Origin of the sequence: Streptosporangium sp. NPDC002544 (assembly GCF_040295965.1) — a bacterium.
In the GTDB taxonomy this organism is placed as follows: domain Bacteria; phylum Actinomycetota; class Actinomycetes; order Streptosporangiales; family Streptosporangiaceae; genus Streptosporangium.
Genome location: NZ_JBEOWJ010000011.1, coordinates 161,548 through 183,689 on the forward strand (window position 1 = coordinate 161,548; position 22,142 = coordinate 183,689).

General features: G+C 70.7%; 22 protein-coding genes and 1 pseudogene. 12 read left to right on the forward strand and 11 right to left on the reverse strand.

Going from position 1 to position 22,142, the window contains the following annotated elements; genetic code table 11:
* Nucleotide 1: 1 nt before the first annotated feature.
* Nucleotides 2-1,837 (forward strand): AMP-dependent synthetase/ligase, encoded by a 1,836-nt coding sequence (locus ABT061_RS19035; protein WP_350919085.1) that lies wholly within the window; start codon nt 2-4, stop codon nt 1,835-1,837.
* 120 nt (nt 1,838-1,957) lie between these two features.
* A complete protein-coding gene (locus ABT061_RS19040; RefSeq protein ID WP_350919088.1) occupies nt 1,958-2,794 on the forward strand; it encodes a hypothetical protein in 837 nt (278 codons plus the stop codon).
* Between the two features lie 111 nt (nt 2,795-2,905).
* Here ABT061_RS19040 and ABT061_RS19045 read toward each other — a convergent pair whose 3' ends face one another.
* From ABT061_RS19045 to ABT061_RS19055, 3 genes are read right to left on the reverse strand one after another with little or no spacing between them, the layout of a single operon-like run.
* On the reverse strand, nt 2,906-3,919 hold the full coding sequence (locus ABT061_RS19045) for an NAD(P)/FAD-dependent oxidoreductase (RefSeq protein WP_350919091.1): 1,014 nt from the start codon (nt 3,917-3,919) through the stop codon (nt 2,906-2,908).
* Nucleotides 3,916-4,494 carry an isoprenylcysteine carboxyl methyltransferase family protein gene (locus ABT061_RS19050; RefSeq protein WP_350919094.1) on the reverse strand — a complete coding sequence of 193 codons (579 nt, stop codon included), beginning with the start codon at nt 4,492-4,494 and terminating at the stop codon, nt 3,916-3,918. Before ABT061_RS19050 ends, ABT061_RS19045 begins: the two co-directional genes overlap by 4 nt.
* A 7-nt stretch (nt 4,495-4,501) precedes the next feature.
* A complete protein-coding gene (locus ABT061_RS19055) occupies nt 4,502-5,740 on the reverse strand; it encodes a type III polyketide synthase (protein WP_350919097.1) in 1,239 nt (412 codons plus the stop codon).
* A gap of 235 nt (nt 5,741-5,975) precedes the next feature.
* On the opposite strand from ABT061_RS19055, the gene ABT061_RS19060 reads away from it, so the two are divergent.
* A complete protein-coding gene (locus ABT061_RS19060) occupies nt 5,976-6,806 on the forward strand; it encodes a UbiA family prenyltransferase (protein WP_350919100.1) in 831 nt (276 codons plus the stop codon).
* A gap of 20 nt (nt 6,807-6,826) precedes the next feature.
* Here the strand turns inward: ABT061_RS19060 and ABT061_RS19065 are convergent, their stop codons facing one another.
* Entirely contained in the window at nt 6,827-8,008 is a 1,182-nt protein-coding gene (locus ABT061_RS19065) for an FAD-dependent oxidoreductase (protein WP_350919103.1), read from the reverse strand.
* A gap of 54 nt (nt 8,009-8,062) precedes the next feature.
* Here ABT061_RS19065 and ABT061_RS19070 point away from each other — a divergent pair, with 54 nt between their 5' ends.
* Nucleotides 8,063-8,632, forward strand: coding sequence for a PadR family transcriptional regulator (locus ABT061_RS19070; RefSeq protein ID WP_350919106.1), 570 nt, complete (start codon nt 8,063-8,065; stop codon nt 8,630-8,632).
* A gap of 186 nt (nt 8,633-8,818) precedes the next feature.
* Here the strand turns inward: ABT061_RS19070 and ABT061_RS19075 are convergent, their stop codons facing one another.
* Nucleotides 8,819-9,700, reverse strand: a complete 882-nt coding sequence (locus ABT061_RS19075) for an alpha/beta fold hydrolase (protein WP_350919431.1) — start codon at nt 9,698-9,700, stop codon at nt 8,819-8,821.
* A 304-nt stretch (nt 9,701-10,004) separates the two neighbouring features.
* Between ABT061_RS19075 and ABT061_RS19080 the strand changes: the two genes are divergently transcribed.
* Nucleotides 10,005-10,988 carry a BtrH N-terminal domain-containing protein gene (locus ABT061_RS19080; protein ID WP_350919109.1) on the forward strand — a complete coding sequence of 328 codons (984 nt, stop codon included), beginning with the start codon at nt 10,005-10,007 and terminating at the stop codon, nt 10,986-10,988.
* A gap of 75 nt (nt 10,989-11,063) precedes the next feature.
* Here the strand turns inward: ABT061_RS19080 and ABT061_RS19085 are convergent, their stop codons facing one another.
* Complete coding sequence (locus tag ABT061_RS19085) at nt 11,064-12,218, reverse strand: RtcB family protein (RefSeq protein WP_350919112.1); 1,155 nt, start codon at nt 12,216-12,218, stop codon at nt 11,064-11,066.
* Between the two features lie 66 nt (nt 12,219-12,284).
* On the opposite strand from ABT061_RS19085, the pseudogene ABT061_RS19090 reads away from it, so the two are divergent.
* The 4 genes and pseudogenes from ABT061_RS19090 to ABT061_RS19105 all read left to right on the forward strand — a co-directional run.
* Nucleotides 12,285-12,488: pseudogene (locus tag ABT061_RS19090) on the forward strand (RtcB family protein); the annotation flags it as partial.
* A 219-nt stretch (nt 12,489-12,707) separates the two neighbouring features.
* The gene (gene moaA, locus ABT061_RS19095) at nt 12,708-13,697 is read left to right on the forward strand and encodes a GTP 3',8-cyclase MoaA (RefSeq protein WP_350919115.1); all 990 of its coding nucleotides are present in this window, start codon (nt 12,708-12,710) and stop codon (nt 13,695-13,697) included.
* Nucleotides 13,694-14,296 carry a molybdenum cofactor guanylyltransferase gene (gene mobA / locus ABT061_RS19100; RefSeq protein ID WP_350919117.1) on the forward strand — a complete coding sequence of 201 codons (603 nt, stop codon included), beginning with the start codon at nt 13,694-13,696 and terminating at the stop codon, nt 14,294-14,296. The genes moaA and mobA overlap by 4 nt, the downstream gene beginning before the upstream one ends.
* 9 nt (nt 14,297-14,305) lie before the next feature.
* A complete protein-coding gene (locus ABT061_RS19105; protein ID WP_350919434.1) occupies nt 14,306-14,554 on the forward strand; it encodes a DUF6457 domain-containing protein in 249 nt (82 codons plus the stop codon).
* A 196-nt stretch (nt 14,555-14,750) separates the two neighbouring features.
* Here ABT061_RS19105 and ABT061_RS19110 read toward each other — a convergent pair whose 3' ends face one another.
* On the reverse strand, nt 14,751-15,062 hold the full coding sequence (locus ABT061_RS19110) for a DUF3099 domain-containing protein (protein WP_350919120.1): 312 nt from the start codon (nt 15,060-15,062) through the stop codon (nt 14,751-14,753).
* Between the two features lie 75 nt (nt 15,063-15,137).
* Here ABT061_RS19110 and ABT061_RS19115 point away from each other — a divergent pair, with 75 nt between their 5' ends.
* The gene (locus tag ABT061_RS19115; RefSeq protein WP_030904659.1) at nt 15,138-15,350 is read left to right on the forward strand and encodes a dodecin; all 213 of its coding nucleotides are present in this window, start codon (nt 15,138-15,140) and stop codon (nt 15,348-15,350) included.
* 66 nt (nt 15,351-15,416) lie between these two features.
* On the opposite strand, the gene ABT061_RS19120 is transcribed toward ABT061_RS19115, so the two are convergent.
* Nucleotides 15,417-16,784 carry a metallopeptidase TldD-related protein gene (locus ABT061_RS19120; RefSeq protein ID WP_350919437.1) on the reverse strand — a complete coding sequence of 456 codons (1,368 nt, stop codon included), beginning with the start codon at nt 16,782-16,784 and terminating at the stop codon, nt 15,417-15,419.
* Between the two features lie 62 nt (nt 16,785-16,846).
* Nucleotides 16,847-18,346, reverse strand: a complete 1,500-nt coding sequence (locus ABT061_RS19125) for a TldD/PmbA family protein (protein ID WP_350919123.1) — start codon at nt 18,344-18,346, stop codon at nt 16,847-16,849.
* A gap of 76 nt (nt 18,347-18,422) precedes the next feature.
* Here ABT061_RS19125 and ABT061_RS19130 point away from each other — a divergent pair, with 76 nt between their 5' ends.
* Together ABT061_RS19130 and fabI are read left to right on the forward strand one after the other, a co-directional pair.
* Nucleotides 18,423-19,127, forward strand: coding sequence for a beta-ketoacyl-ACP reductase (locus ABT061_RS19130; protein WP_350919126.1), 705 nt, complete (start codon nt 18,423-18,425; stop codon nt 19,125-19,127).
* 1 nt (nt 19,128) lies between these two features.
* Nucleotides 19,129-19,893, forward strand: a complete 765-nt coding sequence (gene fabI / locus ABT061_RS19135) for an enoyl-ACP reductase FabI (protein ID WP_343961094.1) — start codon at nt 19,129-19,131, stop codon at nt 19,891-19,893.
* A 222-nt stretch (nt 19,894-20,115) separates the two neighbouring features.
* On the opposite strand, the gene ABT061_RS19140 is transcribed toward fabI, so the two are convergent.
* Nucleotides 20,116-21,003 carry a hypothetical protein gene (locus ABT061_RS19140; protein WP_350919129.1) on the reverse strand — a complete coding sequence of 296 codons (888 nt, stop codon included), beginning with the start codon at nt 21,001-21,003 and terminating at the stop codon, nt 20,116-20,118.
* Nucleotides 21,004-21,179: 176 nt separating this feature from the next.
* Nucleotides 21,180-22,124 carry an aldo/keto reductase gene (locus ABT061_RS19145; protein ID WP_350919132.1) on the reverse strand — a complete coding sequence of 315 codons (945 nt, stop codon included), beginning with the start codon at nt 22,122-22,124 and terminating at the stop codon, nt 21,180-21,182.
* Nucleotides 22,125-22,142: the final 18 nt, after the last annotated feature.

Here is a 22,142-nt window from a genome sequence, read left to right on the forward strand (position 1 = left end):
TATGACCGGTGTCCTTGAGGAGCGGGCGGCCATCGAGAGGGAGATCGCGGGCCGGACGGTCTGCGATCAGCTGAGGGAGGCGGCCGAGAGTGACCCCGACGCCCCGGCGTACTCCGACCCGGTCGAGGGGGGCTGGTCCACCCTGACCTACTCCGAGGCCCGGCAGCGAGTTCTGGAGATCGCCGCCGGGTTCGCCGCCCTCGGGCTGGAGCCCGGCGAGGCGGTCGCGCTCATGATGGTGAACCGCAGTGAGCACGTGCTGGCTGACCTGGGCGCGGTGCACGCCGGCGCGGTGTCGTGCTCGGTCTACTCGACCTTCACCCCCGAGCAGGTGGCCTTCGTCGCCGGCGACGTCAAGGCGAAGATCGCGGTGCTCGGCGGACCGGCGGAGCTGGCCAGGTGGGAGCCGGTCCTTGACGACCTTCCCGAGTTGCGCAAGGTGATCGTGCTGGAGGGTGCCCCGGCCGGTGACCGGTTCGTCTCCTGGGACGACTTCCTGGCCCTCGGCCGCGACCGGCTCGCGGCCGACCCCGCCGTCGTCGACGCCCGCTGGCAGGCGGTGACCGCCGACGACGTTCTCACGGTCCTGTACACCTCGGGCACCACCGGCAACCCCAAGGGTGTGCCGCTGACCCACTCCAACGTGTTCTTCGAGGTCGTGGCCACCAACAGGATGGCCGACCTGCCCAGCAAGGGCACCCAGATCTCCTACCTCACCTACGCGCACATCGCCGAGCGGGTGCTCAGCCTCTACCTGCCGCTCTTCAAGCTCTCCCACACCCACTTCTGCACCGACCTCGCCCAGCTCGGCGCGACCCTCGGCCAGGTCAAGCCGGTGCTGTTCTTCGGCGTCCCGCGCGTGTGGGAGAAGATGATGGCCCGCCTGCAGGCACTGCTGGCCACCCAGCCCGAGGAGCAGCAGGAGGGCGTGCGCAACGCCATGGCCGCCGGGCTCGCCTACATCGAGGCCAACCAGTACGGGCGTACCCCCTCGCCCGAGGTCCTGGCCGCCTACGAGCAGGCCGACGCGGCGCTGCTGTCGATCATCCGGTCGATGATCGGCTTCGACAACGCGGGCTGGCTCGCCACCGCGGCCGCGCCCATGCCGCTGGAGGTCCAGCGCTTCTTCGCCGGCCTCGGCCTGCGGGTCCTGGACGTGTACGGGATGACCGAGACGACCGGTGCCTTCACCGCCAACGCCCCCAACAGCTTCAAGCTCGGCACCGTCGGCCAGGCGGGGCCCGGCGTCGAGGTCCGCATCGCCGAGGACGGCGAGATCATCACCCGCAGCCCGGCCAACACCCACGGTTATCTGGGACGGCCGGAGGCCACCGCCGAGCTGATCGACGCCGACGGCTGGCTGCACACCGGTGACGTGGGCTCCATCGACGCCGACGGCTTCGTCAGCATCCTCGACCGCAAGAAGGAGCTCATCATCACCGCGGGAGGCGAGAACATCTCCCCGGCCAACATCGAGAACTACCTCAAGGAGCACCCGCTCATCGGTCAGGCCCTCGCCTACGGCGACCGCAGGCCCTACCCGGTGGCGATCCTCACCCTCGACGGCGAGGTGGCCCCCGGCTGGGCGCAGGCCAACGGCATCACGTTCACCACCCTGGCGGACCTCGCCGATCACCCCGACGTCCTCAAGGCCGTCGAGGGCGCCATCGCCGTCGCCAACGAGAAACTGGCCCGGGTCCAGCAGGTCAAGCGCTGGAGCCTGCTGCCGGTGGAGTGGACCGCCGAGACCGCGGAGCTCACCCCGAGCCTGAAGCTCAAGCGTCGTATCATCCACGCCAAGTACGCCGAGATCATCGACGGCATGTACGAGGACTGACCGCCGCCCGCCGGCTCCGGATTCGGACTTCGGTCTCCGGCGCCGGCCGGGCGCCGCTTTGCCCAACGGGGCGTGTGTCCTCTACCTGCCTGTTACCGGCGGACTCCTAGCCTCCTGGTCATGACGTTGAGAGTCCTTCTCGCATCCCTGGCGGCCGGGGCCGTGGCCCTGCCGGTACCGGCAGGAGCTCCGGCGGCCGCAGCCGAGGACCTGACGATCCGCTCGGTGACCCTGCGTCCCGCGAATCCCGTGGTCGGGCCCGCCGACACGGTACGCATGGTGATAGAGGTGGTGGCCCGAGGCGTCATCGGCCCCGAGGGGGTGACGATCAAGGTCGAGCCGGGTGCGACCCCCGCTTCGAAGGGAACGTCTTTCCCTGTCACCGCGTCCCGCCCGGGCGGCGGTCCCGGCAGGGGCCCCGCCCTCGCGCCCGGTCCCGTACCCGGCCCGACCGTGTCCGCCCGCCTCGCCCCGGGCGCGGCGGGGATGACCGGGTTCCGTCCGTGGGAGGGGTGGGAGACCTGGCGGTTCGCGCCGGAGAAGAGCCTGAGCCGCTGGTATCCGGCCGGGCCCTGGACCGTCTCCGTGACCGCGAGGGGCGCGGACGGCGCCGAGGTCACCGGACATAAGGGCTTCCTGCTGAAGCGTCTGACCAGGTTCGGCGGAGTCCAGGTGGCCCCAGGAGGCTCGGGGGTGCGCGTGACGGGCGCGCTGAACCGGGTCGACCCTCAGGGGCACCTCGACTACGCCCCCTTCCCCGGCCAGCCCGTCGAGATCATGCACCGGGCCGGTAGGGACGCCGACTGGACGAAGGCGGCCGGTGCCACGACCGACTCCCACGGACGCTTCACCAGGATGGTGGAGGGGCGTACCGGCGGTGAGTGGCGGCTCAGGTTCGAGGGCACGACGCATTACGCCCCCAGGCTGGGGGTCGTCCACAAGGTCTCGCCACGCTGATGTGAGGTCACCTGCCGCCCCGGGACGCCGGAGGTGGTGGGAGCCGCCCCGACGGCCGCGCGTCCGTGATCTCCATCCGGGAACGGAGCGGCGCGGAGCCCGGTGGCCGGGTCAGGCCAGGGCATGCACCGCCGCGCCGAACAGGGCGGGCAGCCGCCGGGCGGCCGGGACGATCAGCCGCCCCGCCGCCCGGTAACGGCGGCTGCCCACCAGCGCCCCGGTGAGCAGCCGATGCCGTCGCGACAACCGCAGCCAGGCGGCCTCGTACGCCCCGGGGGCACCGGCCCGCAGGCAGTCGACCAGCAACCGCGCGGACGTCAGCGCGAGCGACACCCCCTCCCCGGTGAGCGCGTCGACGTAGCCGGCCGCGTCGCCGACCAGCAGCACTCGCCCCGCCACCCGGGCGCGGACCCGCTGGCGCAGTGGCCCCGCCCCGCGCACCGGGGTGGCTGCCGGTCCCTCCAGCCGCTCCAGGAGCGAGGGGAAGTCCGTCAGGTGCTCCGGATAGCCGCGCCGTCGAGAGCTCAGCACGGCGACGCCCACCAGGTTCTCGCCCACCGGCGTCACGTACGCCTCGCCGTCCGCCGCCCAGTGGACCTCGACGAAGTCCGTCCACGGCGCGACCGGGTAGTGCCGTCGAAGCCCGTACCTGCGCGGCCCGCGGCAGGGCAGTTCCAGTCCGAGCAGGGCGCGCAGCGGGGAGTGCAGGCCGTCCGCGGCCACCAGCCAGCGGGCTCGCAGTCCCGCCGCCTCGACGAGACGGCAGTCTTGTCGCACGCCGTCCACCTTGCCGGGAACGACCCGCACGCCCAGTTCCCGCGCCCGCAGGGACAGTGCGGTGTGCAGCGTGGTCCGCCGTACGCCCAGGCCGGAGCCGTCGCGGAACGCCGCCTCCGCCTCGTGACGGCCGTCCAGGTAGCGGATGCCGCGCAGCGGCCTGCCCTCGACCCGCACCCCCAGCGACCGCAGGGCCGCGACCCCGGTGGGCATCAGCCCCTCGCCGCACGCCTTGTCCACCGGTAGGGCCCTGGGCTCGACGACGACGGCCTCCATCCCGGCCAGGGCGGCGTGGATGGCGGTGGCCAGCCCGGCCGGCCCTCCGCCCGCGATCAGGACGTCGATCATGCCGGCGCCCGCCCGGTGGCGGGCGGTGCGCCGTCCGGTGTCGCCGTGGCGAGCGAGGCCAGAGCGTCCTCCTCACAGCGGATCCGCACCCTCATCAGCGCGGCGTTGAGCACCGTGAACGTCAGCGCGGTGACCCACGCGCCGTACACCAGCGGCAACGCCGCCCCCTCGACGGCCACCGCCACGTAGTTGGGGTGGCGGAGCAGGCGCAGCCGGTAGGGCCCCCGCTCCACCAGCGGCAGGCCCGGCACCACAATCACCTGGGTGTTCCACTGAGGGCCCAGCGAGACCACGCACCACCAGCGCAGACCCTGTGCGGCGACCACCAGGGCGAGCATCGGCCAGCCGAGCGCGGGCACGAAGGGCCGGCCGGCCAGACCCGCCTCCAGCAGGCATCCGGCCAGCAGAGCGGTGTGCAGGGCGACCATCCACGGGTAGTGGCCCCGCCCGTACGTCACCCCGCCGCGCGCCGTGCTCCATCGCGCGTTACGGCGGGCGACGATCAGTTCGGCGATCCGCTCAAGGCCGATGAGCAGCACAAGGAGCAGGTACCAGGACGACAGATGCCAGGACATCGGGCTCCTACCAGCGCAGCAGTACGAGTTCGGAGCAGAAGCCCGGCCCCATCGCCAGGAGCATCCCCGGAGTGCCGGGCGGCGGTGGCCGCAGGGCGAGCGTGTCCCGCAGGACGTGCAGGACCGAGGAGGAGGAGAGGTTTCCGATCGCGGCGAGCGAGCGCCAGGTGAGATCCAGCGCGTCCTCGGGAAGCCGCAGCGTCTCGGCCACCGCCTCCAGGACCTTGGGGCCGCCCGGGTGGCAGACCCACGCCGTCACCTCCTCGCTGCTCAGGTCGTGGTCGGCGAGGAAGTCGTGCACGTCGTCGGCCAGGTAGGTGCGCACCACCTCGGGGACACTCGCGTCGAGCAGCACGCGGAAGCCGGTGTCGCCGACGTGCCAGCCCATCACGTGCTCGGAGCCGGGATACAGGTGACTGCGCGAGGCCACCACCGCCGGAGCCGCCCGTCCGCAGGGCCGGTGGGAGGCCGGCTCGCCGGTGGAGGGGGAGGAGCCTGCGGGCCCCGCGGGCCAGGCGGTCGCGGGAGCGCCCGCCGCCGGAGAGGACCCCGCGGGTCCCGCGGGCCGCGTCGTCGCGGACGCGCCACTCACCGCACCGGCCCGGGAGGTCGCGGGCGAGCCGGTACGCCGGGGGCGCCACTCGTCACCGCAGGCCACCACGGCCGTCGCCCCGTCGCCGAACAGGGCGCTCGCCACCATGTTGGCGACGGAGGCGTCACCGCGCTGCAAGGTGAGGGAGCACAGCTCGACCGAGAGCAGCACCGCCAGCTGCTCGGGCCAGCCGTGCAGGTAGTCGTGGAGCCGGGCGATTCCGGCCGCCCCCGCGACGCAGCCCAGTCCGAAGATGGGGATCCGCTTGACGTCCGGGCGAAGCCCGAGCCGCCCGGCCACCCTGGCGTCCACCGAGGGGGCCGCGACGCCGGTCACCGAGGTGAAGAGGATCATGTCCACGTCCTCGGGGAGGACCCCGGCCTCCTCCAGCGCGCCGCCCAGCGCCTCGGTGCCCAGCTCCACGGCCGTCTCCACGAAGGCGTCGTTGGCCGCCCCGAAGCCGTCCAGCTTGGCGTACTGCTCGAGCGGTAACGCCAGGTGCCGTGACTCCACCCGCGCGGAGGTGTGCAGCCGGTCGAGCAGCCGGCGGTTGGCACCCTCGGGCAGGCACGCCCGTGCGAACGCCTCGGTGATCTCTGCCTGGGAGTGCCGGTTCGGTGGGAGCGCGCCGCGGACAGCGATGATTCGCGTCATAGGACAGACCCCCGGCTCGCGAACAGCGGACATTTGCCTTTTGCCCAGTTGGATCTGCGGCATGCGTCGCGACAGCCTCGCTGTCCGTTCCTCGGGACATCTCACCTCGCGACGCTGTCTGTTTCTCGGAGCGATGTCCGCTTTTTTGGGATGTTCGGTACCCGCTTTCCTGGGCGCCTCGGCCTACGATCGATCAGTGACGACGAGCCGGCCGATGTGCCCGGGGACAGGGCCGGTGCTCAGGGTTGCGCGGGGGCTGCTGCTGGCCTGCCACCCCGGGCCGAGCGCGGCGGTCACCGTCCTGGTGACCGCGCTGGCCGCGCTGAGCGGGCGCGACGCGGCCGGGTGCGTCCTGGTGGCCGCGGCGGTGCTGACCGGGCAACTCTCGATCGGCTGGTGCAACGACGCGGTGGACGCGGCGCGGGACGCCGCCGCGGGCCGCACCGGCAAGCCCGTCGCCGGTGGTACGGTGAACGTCCGCACGGTGTGGGTCGCCGCGATCGCGGCCCTGGTGCTCTGTGTGCCGCTCTCCCTGGCCTCGGGGCCGGCGGCAGGTGCGGTCCACCTCGTCGGCGTCACCGCGGCCTGGGCCTACGACCTCGGGCTCAAGGCGACCGCGCTCTCCTGGCTGCCGTACGTGGTGGGCTTCGGCTCGCTTCCCGGATTCGTCACCCTGGGCCTGCCGGGACATCCGTGGCCCGCCTGGTGGGCGGTCCTGGCCGCGGCGCTGCTCGGCTGCGGGGCGCACCTGGCCAACGTGCTCCCCGACATCCCCGCGGACCTCGCCGGTGGGGTCCTGGGCTGGCCGCAGCGGCTCGGTGTCGCCCGCGTCCGCGTCCTGATCCCGCTGCCGCTGCTGGCCGCGACCGCCCTGCTCGTCTTCGGCCCCACGGGGCCGCCGGGCGCGGGGGGCTGGGCGGCGCTGGCGGTGGCCGGAGCCTTCACCGCCTGCGGGGTGGCGCTGGGCCGAACCTCGCCGCGCGTTCCCTTCGCCGTGGCGGTCGCCGTCGCCGCGGTCGCCGTCCTGCTGCTCCTCGCGCGCGGCACCGCCATCACCGCGGCCTGACCCCGCAGGCCGGGCGCCTCTCAGCCGGAGGTCGCGGAGGCCGGCTCGTTCCACGGGATCCGGTAGTCGTACATCCAGGCCAGCGCGTTCCTCCTGTCCACCTGCCGCATGATCATCGGTAGTGCGAGATCGCGGAAGAAGGCGCCGACGGCTCCCTGTGCCTTGCCGCTCCCGTTGCGTCTGCCGTGCTCCACGATCCGCTCCACCCGCTTGCGCCGCACCGCCTCGAAGGTGGCGAACGCGTCGCGGGTGCCGGGGACGTCCCGCAGGCACTTGGCCAGCACCACGGCGTCCTCGATCGCCATGGACGCCCCCTGGCCGGAGGAAGGCGAGGTCGCGTGCGCGGCGTCGCCCAGGATCACCATGCGCTCGTTGAACCACTTCGGCACGGTCGGGAAGTCGTAGGTGTTCCAGCCGGCCATGATGTGATCGGTCGCGCCGATGATGTCGAGCATCGGCCCGGTGTCGCCGCTGAACAGTTCCGTCAGCCTGGTGCGCCACTGCGCCGGGGTGATCGCCGCGAGTTCCTCCGGAGTCGGCTCCCTGGGACTCGGCGGGTTGGCGAACCACCACACATCTCCGTCCGGATGGATCAGGTAGCCGAAAAAGCATCTCCTGCCGAAGATGAAGTGGCTCGTTCCCGGCTCGCCGGGCACCTTGACGCCGTGCGCGAAACCGCCGGTGTTGAGCAGACCGACGTGCCGGGCGCGAGGCGCCCCGGCGTCGATGATCGTGCGGGTACGCGAGCGGAGCCCGTCGGCGCCGATCAGCAGCTCGCCTTCGGCCGCGCTGCCGTCGGCGAAGACCGCGCGCACCCCGCCCGCGGTGATCGAGGCGTCGGTGAGGCGCCTGCCGTAGTGGATCCGCACGCCGCGCCGTACGGCCTCGTCGCGCAGCACCCGATAGAGGTCGGCGCGCTTCAGCGTCCGGCTGGGCTGCCAGACGGAGGCGAGTGGCCTGCCGCGCCCGTTGAACATCAGCATCCGCGAGGAGTCCATGCCCAGGTCGCTGACGAGATCGTGCAGGTCGAGGGGGCGTAGCGCCTCCAGCCCGTTGACCGCGAGCGTGAGGAAGGCGCCCACGCCATCGGAACCTTGGTCGTACGCCTCGAAGACCTCGCTGTCGATGCCGGCGCGCCGCAGGGCCATCGCTGTCACCGGGCCGGCGATGCCCCCGCCGGCTATCAGGGCTTTTTTAGTCATAAGATGACTATACATAGAATAACTACTCTGTGGTAGGCCGTTACGATGTGCACCATGTCTACGAGGCGATCCCCCCTGGCCATGGCGCTGCTCTCGCTGGTCTGTGAGGCGCCGATGCACGCGTACCAGATGCAGCGGATGATCAAGGAGCGGCACAAGGACGACGTCGTCAACGTCGCGCAGCGCAACAGCGTCTACCAGACCATCGACAGGCTGCTCCGCGACGGGCTCATCGCGGTCCGTGAGACCTCGCGCGAGGAGAACCGGCCCGAGCGGACCGTCTACGAGCCCACCGACGCGGGCCGTGACACGCTGCGGCAGTGGATGCGGACGATGCTCTCCGCGCGGGCCCGCGAGTTCCCGGAGTTCCCCGCCGCACTCGCCTTCATGCCCGTGCTGCCGCCCGATGAGGTCCGTGCGGCGCTCGACGAGCGCCTGATCTCCCTGGAGGCGCGACTGTCGGAGTTGGGCCGCGACCTGACCGAGGGGGCGAAGTTCCTCCCGCGCCTCTTCCTGGTGGAGACCGAGTACCAGCGGGCCGTGCTCAAGGCCGAACTCGACTATGTCCGAGGTCTCGCCGACGACCTGCGCGCGGGCCTGATCGACTGGGACTTCCGCCTCTAGCGCCGGGTCCGGTGAACGCCGAGGGGCGCCCGCGCGATGCGGGAGGAGTTCGCGGGGACGGTGCCACGACCGCCAGGAAGGTTCCGAGATCCGGTCCCTCGTCCGGGCCGGCCGACCCAGGACGGTGCGCAGCCCCTGAACGCGCTCGCGGCCAGGGGCTGCGCGACTTCCGGCCAAGCCGCCGTTCTATGAGTTCGAAAGCACCTCGTGAAGTTTCGCGGCAAACGCCACGGGCTGGGCGCCGAAGCCGCCGTGGTCGCCGGGAAACACCACGTGCCCGGTTCCCAGCCGTTCGGCCACGGCGAGGGCGCCCCGGTACGGGGGCTCGCCTTCCGACGCCTCGCCCACCGCCGCCACCACCCGCACCGAGGACGCCAGGAGCGCGGCGACGTCGGGGACGTAGGTGGCGAACGGCGGCACCTCGTAGCCGATGAAGAACTCCATGTTCCTCGCCAGGCGCGCCATCATCTCCAGCATCTCCGGCTCGGGTTCCCCCTGCGGCCCCTGCCCGCCCCCCGGAACGCGCTGCTGCTCGTCGGCGGCCGCGTCGTCCCGCGCCGGCTCGCTGCTCATCTCGAATCCGGCGGTGAGGACCTGCCCTGCGGCCTCGGCACCCTCCTTGGCGAAGGTGTTCCGCACGTTCCGGATGACATCGCGCCAGTGGTCGCGGTCGGGCAGCATCTCGAAGAGCGGGGGCTCGTGGGCGACCAGGGCGCGCACCTGCCCGGGGTGGCGGGCGGCCAGCTCCAGGCCGATCATCGCGCCGGAGCTGTTGCCGAACACGTAGGCGGGCTCGTCCGCCGTGACGCCCACCGCCGCCAGCACCCGGTGCGCGTCGTCGCCGTGCACCTCGATGCTCTGCTGCTCCGGCGGCCCGTCCAGGGGGCTGCGCGAGTTGCCGCGCCGGTCATAGCTCACCACCGTGTACCGGTCGGCGAGCTGCCCGGCCAGGGCCGCGTATCCGGCGGCGTCGTAGACCCCGCCGCAGATCAGCAGCAGGACGGGGCCCGTGCCGCGGATCTCGTAGTGCAGGGTCGCGCCCGGCACCTTCAGGGCATCCGTCTTCATGGCTTCCACGTTCGGATCTCCTTGAGAATCGTGGTCGGTGTGCACAGTGCAGTCGGCGCCGCGGGTGCGTTCTCGACATGCCGCCGGAAAGGCTTCGGAAGAGATCTCACCTTGCCACCTCGGCCGGGGACTTCTCGTCGGCGACCACACCTGCCGTGGGTGCAGGGGGTCGCGGTGATGCCGGACGTGCATCACGGGTCCCGGCTGGACTCTCCCACTGTGGGAGGCCTCATGCTACTCCCAGTGGTTGATCATGAAGGGGACGGTGTGACCGTTCGCCGCGTCAGCATGAGGAGAGCGACGCATGACCATCGTGAAGGACATCGAGGCCCGTGGCATGCACCACTGCGAGACGACGGCGCTGGGGGTGCTGTTGCGGCATGAGGGACTTGATCTGTCCGAGCCCATGTTGTTCGGGCTGGGCTCGGGCCTGTCCTTCATCTACTGGGACAGCAAGGGCATGGCGTTCCCCTTTCTCGGAGGCCGCGTCAAGCCTTTCGACCTCACCAGGAACCTGGCCGCCAGGCTGAGGCTGACGTTAACGGCCGAGGAGACCACCTCACCGCGCAAGGCGTGGGAGAACGTGGCCGCCCCCATCGACGCCGGTCGGCCGGTCGGCCTCCAGCTCGACTGCTACCACCTGGACTATTTCCGCTCCAAGGTGCACTTCGGCGGTCATGTCGTCGCCATGTACGGCTACGACGAGCACGACGTCCACCTTGTGGACACCGACCAGCAGGGAGGAGCGGTGCGCACCAGCCGGGCCGGCCTCGCCATGGCGCGGGCCGAACGCGGCCCGATGACCGCCAGGAACCGATCCTTCACCATCACCCTGCCGGCTCACCCGCCTTCCTGGCAGGACCAGATCATCCCCGCCATCAAAGACTGCGCCGACGCCTTCCTCGCCGCTCCCATCGCGAACCTGGGCCACCGCGGCATCGAGAAGGCCGGCAAACAGGTGCCCAGATGGCTGCTACGCGCCGGCGAGCCGCAGCGGGACCTGCCGCAGGCCGCCCTCCTCATGGAGAAGGGCGGCACCGGCGGTGCCCTGTTTCGCGCCCTCTATCGCGACTTCCTCGACGAGTGCACCCGGCTGATCGACAACAACAACCTCCGCGCCGGTCACAGGCTGTACGCCGATGCCGCCGTCCTGTGGACGGACGTGTCCACCTTGATCGCGAAGGCCGGAGAGAGCGGCGACGCGGGGTACCTCGAGCAGGCCGGCGTCATCCTCCACGATCTTTCGCGTATCGAGATGGACGCCATGCGGGTGCTGCGTCAGTTGTAGCTCAACGGGAAAGCCGGCTGTACGGGGCAGCGCCCCGCCACCTGTGATTGGCGACGGGGCGCAGAAGGTGCAGGTTCAGCCCTTGTAATTGAACACCTGACGCAGCGTGTGCTGGATCGCGACCAGGTCCTTCTGGTCTGCCATCACCTGGTCGATCGACTTGTACGCCTGCGGGTGCTCGTCCACCAGAGCGGCGGCGCGGTTCGCGTTCCAGGTGCGGCCGCGCATCGCCTCGGTCAGGGACGCGGCCGTCAGCTCACGCTTCGCCCGGGTGCGCGACATCCTGCGGCCGGCTCCATGGGAGCAGGAGTTGTACGACATCGGGTTACCGAGCCCGCGCACGATGTACGAGCGCGTCCCCATCGAGCCTGGGATCACGCCCTCGTCGCCGGTGTCGGCCTTGATGGCTCCCTTACGGGTGATCCACAGGTCCTTGCCGTCGTGCGTCTCCTGTTGCGTGAAGTTGTGATGGCAATTGATCGTCCGGAGCCGCTGCCCCTTACCGACGACCTGGAACAGGGCGTTGCTCAGCACCTTGTCCATCCGGGCACGCGAGGCCATGGCGTAGTGCTGCGACCACAGCATGTCCTCGATGTAGGCGGTGAACTCCGGCGTGTTCTGCACCAGGTAGGCCAGGTCCGGGTCCTCCAGGCCGATCGCCTGCTTCTTCATCGCCTTCTTGGCGTCGACGATGTGCTTGGTCGCGAGCAGGTTGCCGATGCCGCGCGAGCCCGAGTGCAGCACCGTCCAGACCCGGTCACGCTCGTCGAGGCAGACCTCGACGAAGTGGTTGCCGGATCCGAGGGTGCCGAACTGCAGGGACACCTTCTTCTCCTGATGAGAAGTCAGGTCGGTGTGCGGACGGCCGAGGTCGCTCAGCGCGCGGTCCATGGACGGGTCGTCGTGGCCCTTGCCGACGCCGGCGGGGATCCGCTTCTCCACCAGCGGCATCAGGGCCTCAAGGGTGTCCGGGAGGTCGGCGGCGGTGAGCGTCGTCTCGGTCGCGACCATGCCACAGCCGATGTCGACGCCGACGGCGGCCGGGATGATGGCCCCTTCGGTGGGGATCACCGATCCGACCGTCGCGCCGATACCGATGTGCGCGTCGGGCATGAGAGCGACGTGTCCGGAGACGATCGGCAGGCGGGCGGCGCGTGCGGCCTGCGTGATCGTACCCTCGTCGATCTCGCTGGCCCACGACACCAGGTTCGGTGCGGGCTGGTTCGGCATTGTGATCTCCTTCGTTGCGAGATCCAGTTTGCCCATGTCCAACGTGATATCCCATTGGTTTTCGGGCGGATGCGCCGGAAGAAGGCGAAGAAGACCTTCACCCTGGAGGACTTCAAGGCGCAGACCGCCGGCGTCGAGTGCCACAAGGACACCGGGGTGATCGACGAGATCCCCGGCGCGTACAAGGACATCCAGCCGGTCATGGCCGCGCGGACCGACCTGGTCGAGGTGATCGCGCACCTGCGGCGGCTGGTCTGCGTCAAGGGCTGAGCGATCGGTCTGCGACCAGGGCGTGCGGGGCCGTTCCGAGGGACGTGAGGACGCGGGGATCTCAGGGACCGGATCATCCAGGCAGATCTGGTGATCTCCCAAGGAATCAACCATCTCGTGATGATGTTGAAGTGGTTGAAGCTCGTTTAGGGTCAAGTGGGGGGCCGGCCATAGGCTGGCCCCCTGCTTAATAGATGACCGACTGGGAGGTGGCGCCCCGTGTTGCAGGATTTGTTCGGTCGTGTGGCGACCGATCTGCGGGTGTCCCTCACGGACCGCTGTAACCTGCGCTGTTCCTACTGCATGCCGCCCGAGGGCCTGGAATGGTTGCCCAAACCCGAACTGCTGACCGTCGACGAGATCGTCCGGTTGGTCACCATCGGGGTGGAGCGGCTGGGCATCACCGAGGTCCGCTACACCGGGGGCGAGCCCCTGCTCCGCCGCGAACTGGTCGACATCGTGACCCGCACCACCGCGCTCGGCCCCACCCCGCAGGTCTCGCTGACCACCAACGGGATCGGGCTGAGCCGGATGGCCGCCGCCCTGGCCGCCGCCGGCCTGCACCGGGTCAACGTCTCCCTCGACACCCTCGACCGCGAGACCTTCAAGAAGCTCGCCCACCGTGACCGGCTGGCCGACGTTCTTGAGGGCCTGGAGGCGGCCCACGCCTCCGGCCTGCGTCCCGTCAAGGTCAACACCGTGCTGATGCGCGGGATCAACGACCACGAGGCCGTACCGCTGCTGCGCTACTGCCTGGAACGGGGGTATGAGCTGCGGTTCATCGAGCAGATGCCGCTGGACGCCCAGCACGGCTGGCGCCGGGAGAACATGATCACGGCCGACGAGATCCTCGCCCGGCTCCAGGACGCCTTCGACCTGACCGACGCCGACCCGGTGGAACGCGGTAGCGCTCCTGCGGAACTGTTCCTCGTCGAGGGCGGCCCGGCCAAGGTCGGCGTCATCGGCTCGGTCACCCGCCCGTTCTGCGGTGCGTGCGATCGGGTGCGGCTCACCGCCGACGGCCAGATCCGCAACTGCCTGTTCGCCACCGACGAGTCCGACCTGAGGAGCGCGATGCGCTCGGGGGCGAGCGACGACGAGATCGTCGAGCGCTGGCGGTCCGCGGTCCGGATCAAGAAGGCCGGTCACGGCATCGACGACCCGGCCTTCCTGCAGCCGTCCCGCCCGATGTCCGCCATCGGCGGATGACCGCCCGCCACGACGCCTGCGTCCTGGCGGGCGGTCTCGCGAGACGGCTCGGCGGCCGGGACAAGCCCGCCCTGCACGTCTCGGGCCGCCCGCTGGTCGAGTCGGTGGCCGCCGCTGTGCCCGGCGCCGGCAGGCTGGTCATTGTCGGGCCGCCCCGCCCCGGGCTGCCAGGCGCGATCTTCCGCCGTGAGGATCCACCCGGAGGCGGCCCCGTTCCGGCGCTGCGGGCGGGGCTGGCCGAGGTGACCGCGCCGTGGGTGGTGCTGCTCGCCGCCGACCTTCCGTTCCTGACCGCCGAGCACGTGTCCGCGCTACTGGACGCGGCAGGCGCGGGGACGGTGGCGTACGCGGAGGGGGCACGGGCGGGAGCGGTGCTCGTCGACGACGGTGGCCGCGAGCAGTGGCTCGCCGGGGTCTGGCATACGACGAGTCTGACGCGGGCGCTCGCCCGCTACGAGGGACGGTCGCTGCACGGGCTGCTGGCCCCGCTCGACCCGGTCACGCTTCATCTCGCCGGGCGGCCGTGGTTCGATTGCGACACCATGGACGATCTACAGCGGGCGCGGGCCCAGGCGGGCGCTACCGCTGAGAAGGAGTGAGAGTTGAACGTGCTGACGGAGTGGACCGCGCTGGTCTGCCGGGAGTTGGGCATCGATCCCGCGACAGTCGATCGTGACGAGGTGCTCGACCTGACAAAGGAGGTCGCGCACGGGGTGGCCCGGCCGGCCGCGCCGCTGACGGCCTATCTGCTCGGCGTGGCGCTGGGGGCGGGCACGGCGCCGCCGGATGTCGTGGAAAGGCTGACCGCACTGGCGCGTAACTGGGAGCAGACAACCGATACACAGGGTGAGAAATAACATCAGAGAAAAGGCGAGAACAAGTAAAAGCCATAAGAAAAGGGCGACGCCGGGTGGTTACGGGGGCAAACCACCCGGCGTCGCTTCATCGGCGTTCCGACGGGGGCCCGGAACGCCGGCACCAGTGCCCCGACGGGGGACCAGGGCACTTGGCTAAAGCGTACACCTACAACCCTTAGAGTGCGTCAAGACTTAGTCACGACCCGATCTCGCGTCGGTGGCGTGGAATCTCGCTCTGTCCGGAATCTTCCACGTCAGGGGCTCCCGTCACCCCACGTGGCGGCGCGTTGGCCCCGATCACGGCAATGTATGGTAAAAAGATCGCACCGGCGAAGAGCAGTAGTCGGACGGGTAGCGGAGCGGGCACGGTGAAGGCGAGGATCAGGCAGATCAGCCGGATCCCCATCTTGATGAAGTAGCTCTTCTCGCGCTTGCCGATGTCGGCACTCAGGGAGGGCTGGGCATCCGTCACCTGATGAACCACCGGGCGCTTGTGCCATCCCTTCACGATTCCCAATCTAGGCCTCATATCGGCTGGTGGCGAACGGTCATGTAATCATCGCTTTCCGGGAAGAAGCATGAGATGACAGATCGAACGTACCGGGTGACCGAGATAGTCGGCACTTCGGGGGAGAGCATCGAGGCGGCCGTGCGCAACGGGGTCCGCCGCGCCTCCCGGACCCTGCGTCACCTCGACTGGTTCGAGGTGACCGAGATCAGAGGGCACATCGAGGAGGGGGAGGTCGGGCACTTCCAGGTCGGGATGAAGGTCGGATTCCGGCTGGAGGACGACTGAGCCCGCCCGTGGCGGGCCCCCGGTGGAGGCCCCCTCCTCGCCGCGGCACGGTCTGCCAGGCAGGGCCTAGCTGGCCTGGCTGACCGTCGACATGTTGAAATCGGGCACCCGGATCGCCGGCATGATCGCGCGGTTGAAGTAGTCGCTCCACTCGCGCGGCAGGGTCTGCTCGGAGGCGCCGACCTCGGTGAGGCGGCGGAGCAGGTCCACCGGGCTCTCGTTGAAGCGGAAGTTGTTCACCTCGCCCACGACCTCGCCGTTCTCCACCAGGTAGACGCCGTCGCGGGTCAGGCCGGTCAGCAGCAGCGTCTGCGGGTCGACCTCGCGGATGTACCACAGGCAGGTGAGCAGCAGGCCGCGCTCGGTGGAGGCGATCATCTCCTCCAGCGACCGGCCGCCCCCGGGGCCTCGCATGATCAGGTTGTCGATGGCCGGGGTCACCGGCAGGCCGGTCAGTTCGGCGGAGTGCCGGGTCTGCAGCAGGTTGGCCAGTCTGCCGTCGGAGATCCAGTCGGTGGCCGCCAGCGGCAGCCCGTTGTCGAACACCGAGCTCTCCCGGCTGGAGGCGTGCGCCACCAGGAACGGCGGGCACTCGATGCCCGGCTCGGCGGGGTCACCGTACAGGCGGATCGGCGACTCGGAGAGGACCTCGCCGACGCGGGTGCCGCCGCCGGGTCTGGAGAAGACGGTGCGTCCCTCCAGGGCGTCGCGGGCCCCGGCCGTCCAGTACAGGTAGATCATCAGATCGGCCACGGCCGTCGGCGGCAGCAGCGTCTCGTACCGGCCCGCGGGCAGGTCGACACGGTTCTTCGCCCACTCGAGCCGCCGGGCCAGGGTGGCGTCCAGAGCCGCCACGTCGACGTCGGAGAAGTCGCGGGTGGACACGCCCGTCCATGCCGAGCGCTTCATGTCCAAGGACTTGGCGTTGAGCTCCAGGCGGCCGGTGGGCTGGGTGTGCCGCAGCCTGGTGCCCGTGGAGGTGCCCACGAAGGTCGTCGTGACCGTGTGCTCGGCGAACCCGTACAGCCTGCGCCCGCTCGCCTCGGCCGCGGTGAAGGCCTCGCCCAGGGCGGGGGCGAAGGCGCCGAACACCCCTATCGAGGTCGGCTCGGCCGGGTCGTCCCAGCCGTCGGCGCGGGTGCCCTCCAGCAGCGGCCGGGCGTCCTCGGACGGCTGGGCGTCCTCCGCGGCGTGGTCGGCGGCCGCCACGACGTCGTCGAGCTGGTCGGGGCGGACCGCCGCCCGTGACACCACGCCCACCCCCCGCCCCACGATCGAGATCACGGTGAGCTGCGCGGAGCGGGACACACCGTTGGTGGTGAGGGTGTTGCCCGCGAAACGCAGGTTGGCGCTCGACCCCTCGTCCACGATCACAACGACCTCGTCGGCCGTGGAGAGCTCAAGAGCCTTCTCGATCATCTCCTGGGGGCTCATCCCGCTCCTCTCCTGCCGGCTCGCCCGGCCGCCGCCTTCGTCCGCCCGCTCGCCGTACGCGCTCAACTGCCACTCTCCTGGGCGGTGTTGAGGACGCGCACGCCGCGGAAGAGCGCCGACGGGCAGCCGTGGCTGACCGGGGCGACCTGGCCAGGTTGCCCCTTGCCGCAGTTGAACGCCCCGCCGAGCACGTACGTCTGCGGCCCGCCGACCGCCGCCATCGACCGCCAGAAGTCGGTGGTCGTGGCCTGGTAGGCGACGTCGCGCAACTGCCCGGCGAGCCTGCCGTTCTTGATCAGATAAAACCGCTGGCCGGTGAACTGGAAATTGTAACGCTGCATGTCGATGGACCAGCTCTTGTCGCCCACCACGTAGATGCCCCGGTCGACGCCGGAGATCAGCTCCTCGGTGGTGGGACCGTCGGGCGCCGGTCGCAGCGACACGTTCGCCATGCGCTGGATCGGGGTGTTGCCGGGGGAGTCGGCGAAGGCGCAGCCGTTGGAAGCGCCCAGGCCCTTCAGCAGCGCCATCCGCCGGTCGAGCTGGTAGCCGACCAGTACGCCGCCGGAGACGATGTCGAACTCCCTGGTCGCCACGCCCTCGTCGTCGTAGCCGATCGTGGCCAGGCCGTGCTCGACGGTGCGGTCGCCGACCACGTTCATCACCTGCGAGCCGTACACCAGCTTGCCGAGCTGGTCGAAGGTGGCGAAGCTCGTCCCGGCGTACGCCGCCTCGTAGCCGAGGGCGCGGTCGAGTTCGGTGGCGTGCCCGACCGACTCGTGGATCGTCAGCCACAGGTTCGACGGGTCGATCACCAGGTCGTAGGGGCCGGCCTCGACGGAGGGGGCCTTGAGCTTCTCTTCGAGGAGTTCGGGAACGCGCGCCAGCTCGCCGGGGAAGTCCCAGCCGGTGCCGGTGAGGTACTCGTGCCCCCGGCCCGCGGGCGGGGCGAGCGTCCGCATCGAGTCGAAGCGGCCGTCCAGCACCCTCATCGCCTCCAGCTGGGGGTGGACGCGCACCCGCTGCTGCGTGGTGGAGGTCCCCGCCGTGTCGGCGTAGAACTTCTGCTCCTTGACCTGCATCAGCGACGCCTGGACGTGGTCCACCCTGGGATCTGTCAGCAGGCCGCGCGACCAGTCGGCGAGCAATTCCGCCTTGTCGCGCATCGGCACCTCGAATGGGTCGAGTTCGTAGGAGGAGACCCAGGTGACGTCGGAGTGAACCGGCTCGGGCGCCAGCTCGACGGGCTCGCGGTTGATCGCCGCCGAGACGAGCGCCACCTCCACCGCCTGTTCGGCGACGCGGACGGCCGCCTCGGGGGTGAGCTCGATGCCTCCGGCGAAGCCCCAGGTGCCGTTCTTGACGACCCGCACGGCATAGCCGAGGGTGTCGGCGTCGATGGAGCCCTCAAGTGCGGCGTCGGACAGGCGTACGGTCTCTCCGCGGATGCGTTCCAGCCGGAAGTCGGCGTGCTCGGCGCCCAGGTCCCGGGCGCGTTGCAGGGCCGCGTCCGCCAGCCGCCGCAGCGGCAGGGCGAGAAAGTCGGAGTCGATCTGGCGCATGTCAACGATCCTAACCCCGTGATCTTGTCCTTCCCGGACAAGAGGGTTACCCCCAAGTAGCCGATACCGTCTGAGCATGGCTCGATCTGTTCTCGTAACCGGCGGCAATCGCGGCATCGGCCTCGCGATCGCCCGCGAACTCGCCCAGGCCGGCGACGCCGTCGCCGTGACCTACCGTTCCGGACAGCCCCCCGAGGGGCTGTTCGGCGTGCGCTGCGACGTGACCAGCACGGCCGACGTGGACGCCGCGTTCGCGAAGGTCGAGGCCGAGTACGGCCCGGTCGAGGTGCTCGTCGCCAACGCGGGCATCGCCAAGGACACGCTGCTGCCGATGATGAAGGAGGAGACCTTCACCGATGTCATCGACGCCAACCTGACCGGCGCCTACCGGGTCGCCAAGCGCGCCACCCGCGGCATGCTGCGGCTCAAGCGCGGGCGGATCGTGCTGATCTCCTCGGTGGTGGCCATGCTCGGCTCCGCGGGGCAGAGCAACTACGCCGCCTCCAAGGCCGGGATGATCGGTTTCGCCCGGTCGGCGGCCAGGGAGCTGGGCTCGCGCAACATCACGGTCAACGTGGTCGCCCCCGGTTTCGTGGAGACCGACATGACGGCCGAGCTCGACGAGTCGTACCAAGAGCAGATCAGGAAGAACATCCCCCTGGGCCGCTATGCCAGCCCTGAGGAGATCGCACGCGTGGTCAGATTCCTGGCCGGCGAGGACGCCGCCTACATCACGGGGGCTGTCATCCCCGTTGACGGCGGCCTTGGAATGGGGCACTGACGTGGGAATTCTCGAAGGCAAGCGGCTTCTCGTCACCGGGGTGCTCACCGACTCCTCCATCGCCTTCTCGGTGGCCAAACTGGCCCAGCAGGAGGGTGCCCAGATCGTGCTCACCGGTTTCGGCCGGCTCAGCCTGGTCGAGCGCATCGCCAAGCGCCTGCCGGAGCCGCCGCCGGTGCTGGAACTCGACGTCACCAGCACCGAGCACCTCGACTCCCTGGCCGACCGGGTCGGCGAACACCTCGGTGGCCTGGACGGCGTGGTGCACGCCATCGGGTTCGCCCCCCAGACCGCCCTGGGCGGCAACTTCCTGAACACCTCGTGGGAGGACGTGGCGACCGCCGTCCAGGTCTCCACCTACTCGTTCAAGTCGCTCGCGGTGGCCGCGCTCCCGCTCATGAAGGAGGGCGGCGCGATCGTCGGCCTCGACTTCGACGCCACCAAGGCCTGGCCGGTGTACGACTGGATGGGGGTGGCCAAGGCCGGCCTGGAGTCCTGCTCCCGCTACCTGGCCCGCGATCTGGGCAAGCACGGCATCCGGGTCAACCTTGTCGCGGCGGGTCCGCTCCGGACCATGGCCGCCAAGAGCATCCCCGGCTTCGGCGAGTTCGAGGACAGCTGGCCCGCCAAGGCCCCGATCGGCTGGGACATCAACGACCCGATTCCGGCGGCCAAGGCGTGTGTCGCCCTGCTGTCGGACTGGTTCCCCGCCACGACCGGTGAGATCGTCCATGTCGACGGCGGCGTGCACGCCATCGGAGCCTAGATCCTGTCCCGCGGGTCAGGTGGCGCCCGTGACCGAGGTGGGCAAAAGATCCAGAGAGCAGGGGGCTAGGCCCTGTCCTGCGGATCTTTTGCCTACCGCGGTCGGTCAGGCGGCGCCTCGCCGCGTTGTCGTCGGTCACCGCAGCACGCTGCGGCTCCCTCCTCCGCCCTGCGAGACACCACCTGACCGATCCTCGCCACGGCAAGATCCGCAGGACAGGACCTAGGCCACCCGGTGATGGCCCGGTGGCACCGGCTCGAAGGGGATCGACTCCTTGACCTTCCGCCTGCTGTACAGCAGGCGGACCGCGAGGATGGCCAGAATGAGCACCGCGGTGGTGAGCACGGTGCCCGCCGTGTCGGATGACCGGCTGGGCGTCACCGGCCGTTCGTTTGACATCTGCCGCTGCAACTCCTGCATCAGCGGGGCCGGCCAGAGCAGTTCCACCCGGGGTGCCTCGGCGTCGACCACGGGTGACGGCTCGGAGGTCACCGGTGCGTCCACGTCGATCGCGGGCGTGTCGGCCTCCGGATACGGCGACCGTGAGGGCTGTCGCGTCCAGCCGGTCGGCACCGGAACCGGTTTCTTCCGCGCGGGCCGGTGGCCGTGGTCGCGCGAGGGGCTCGGCGACGGCTTGGGCCGGGCCGCCTCCTGAGAGAGGGGACTCTCCGACGGGTCCGGGCATTTGGGGGAGGCCGCCGTGGGCCGGCAGGTGCCGGTGGGATCCTCAGGGCGCGAGGGGGTCTCCTCGCCCGCTGCGGGTCGGGTTTCGGCGGCCGAGGTGGCCGGTGCCGGTGTCTCCTCCCCGACGGGGGACGTCTTCTCGGCGGTGGGCGTCCGAGCCGTGGTGCCGGCGGTGTCGTCACCGGCGGGCGAGGACGAGAGCGGGGCCAGCACGGGTGCGAGCGGGGAGGCGTCGCCCGTGATGCCGCTCACCACCTTGTCCACGGTCCGGCAGATCCCGCCCGTCACGGTGCCCAGCAGCCCTCCGTGATCGCAGTCGTCCACCTGCGTGACGGTGTCCGCCCGGGCGGTGTCCACCGACGAGACCGCCGGGATCCCGCTGCCCAGCACCAGCGCCAGTGCGCCTGCCGACATCGCGGTTCGCACTCGTCTCCCTTCCCCCGGGTCGGATATCGGCCGTGATGTGCTGCCGACATCCGGGTGCCCCCGCTACCTGTTCGACAGTCTTGTGGGGGGGCCCGGTTTTTTCACGGAAAGTTGCTATTCGGTATCGACTAGTGATACGCGAGGCGAATTCTCGTTCGGTTTCCGTCCCGGGCGTCTCAGTCGGCCGACACGTCGTCGAGTGCTTCCCTTATCTCCACGGGCAATGCCAGGTCCTCGGCCTGGAGCACCCCGGACAGCTGCGCGTGGGTGCGGGCGCCGACGATGGCGGAGGCCACCCCCGGCTGGTCGCGTACCCACGACAGGGCCACCGACAGCGGCGAGACGCCAAGCCCTTCGGCGGCGGTCGTCACCGACTCCACGACCCGGCGGCACCGCTCGTCGAGGTAGGGCGTGACGAAATCGGCGAAGTGCGGGGTGGCGGCCCGGGAGTCGGCGGGGATGCCCGTGCGGTACTTGCCGGTGAGGACCCCGCGCCCGAGCGGCGACCAGGCGAGCACCCCGGCGCCGACATGCTCGGCGGCGGGGATCAGTTCGCGCTCGGCCTCTCTGGCCAGGAGCGAGTACTCGACCTGGGCCGCGACGATCGGCACCCGTCCTGGAACCGCCCGCTGCCCCACGGCGGCGGTCGCCAGCTGCCAGCCCGCGTAGTCGCACACCCCGGCGTACGCGGCCCGCCCGGAGGACACGATCGCGTCCACGGCGGCCAGGGTCTCCTCCAGCGGGACGTCGGGATCAAAGGCGTGCAGCTGCCACAGGTCGACCTCGTTGACGCCCAGGCGGGTCAGGGAGGCGTCGATCGCGGCGACCAGGTGCTTCCTTGAGGCGTCGCGGGGTCTGCGCCCGGCGGGGGTGAGCACGGCCTTGGTGGACAGCACCAGCTCCGAACGCGGCACCGAGTCGCGCAGCAGCCGCCCGAGCAGCCGTTCGGCGTCGCCGCCCGTGTAGACGTCGGCGGTGTCGATGAGCGTGCCGCCGGCCTCGGCGAACATGCGGAGCTGCGCCGCGGCCTCCTCGGCGCCGGTGTCACGCCCCCACGTCATCGTCCCCAGTCCCAGGCGGGACACCGACAAGCCGCTCCGGCCCACATAGCGCTGCTCCATGATCCGGCCAGATTACCG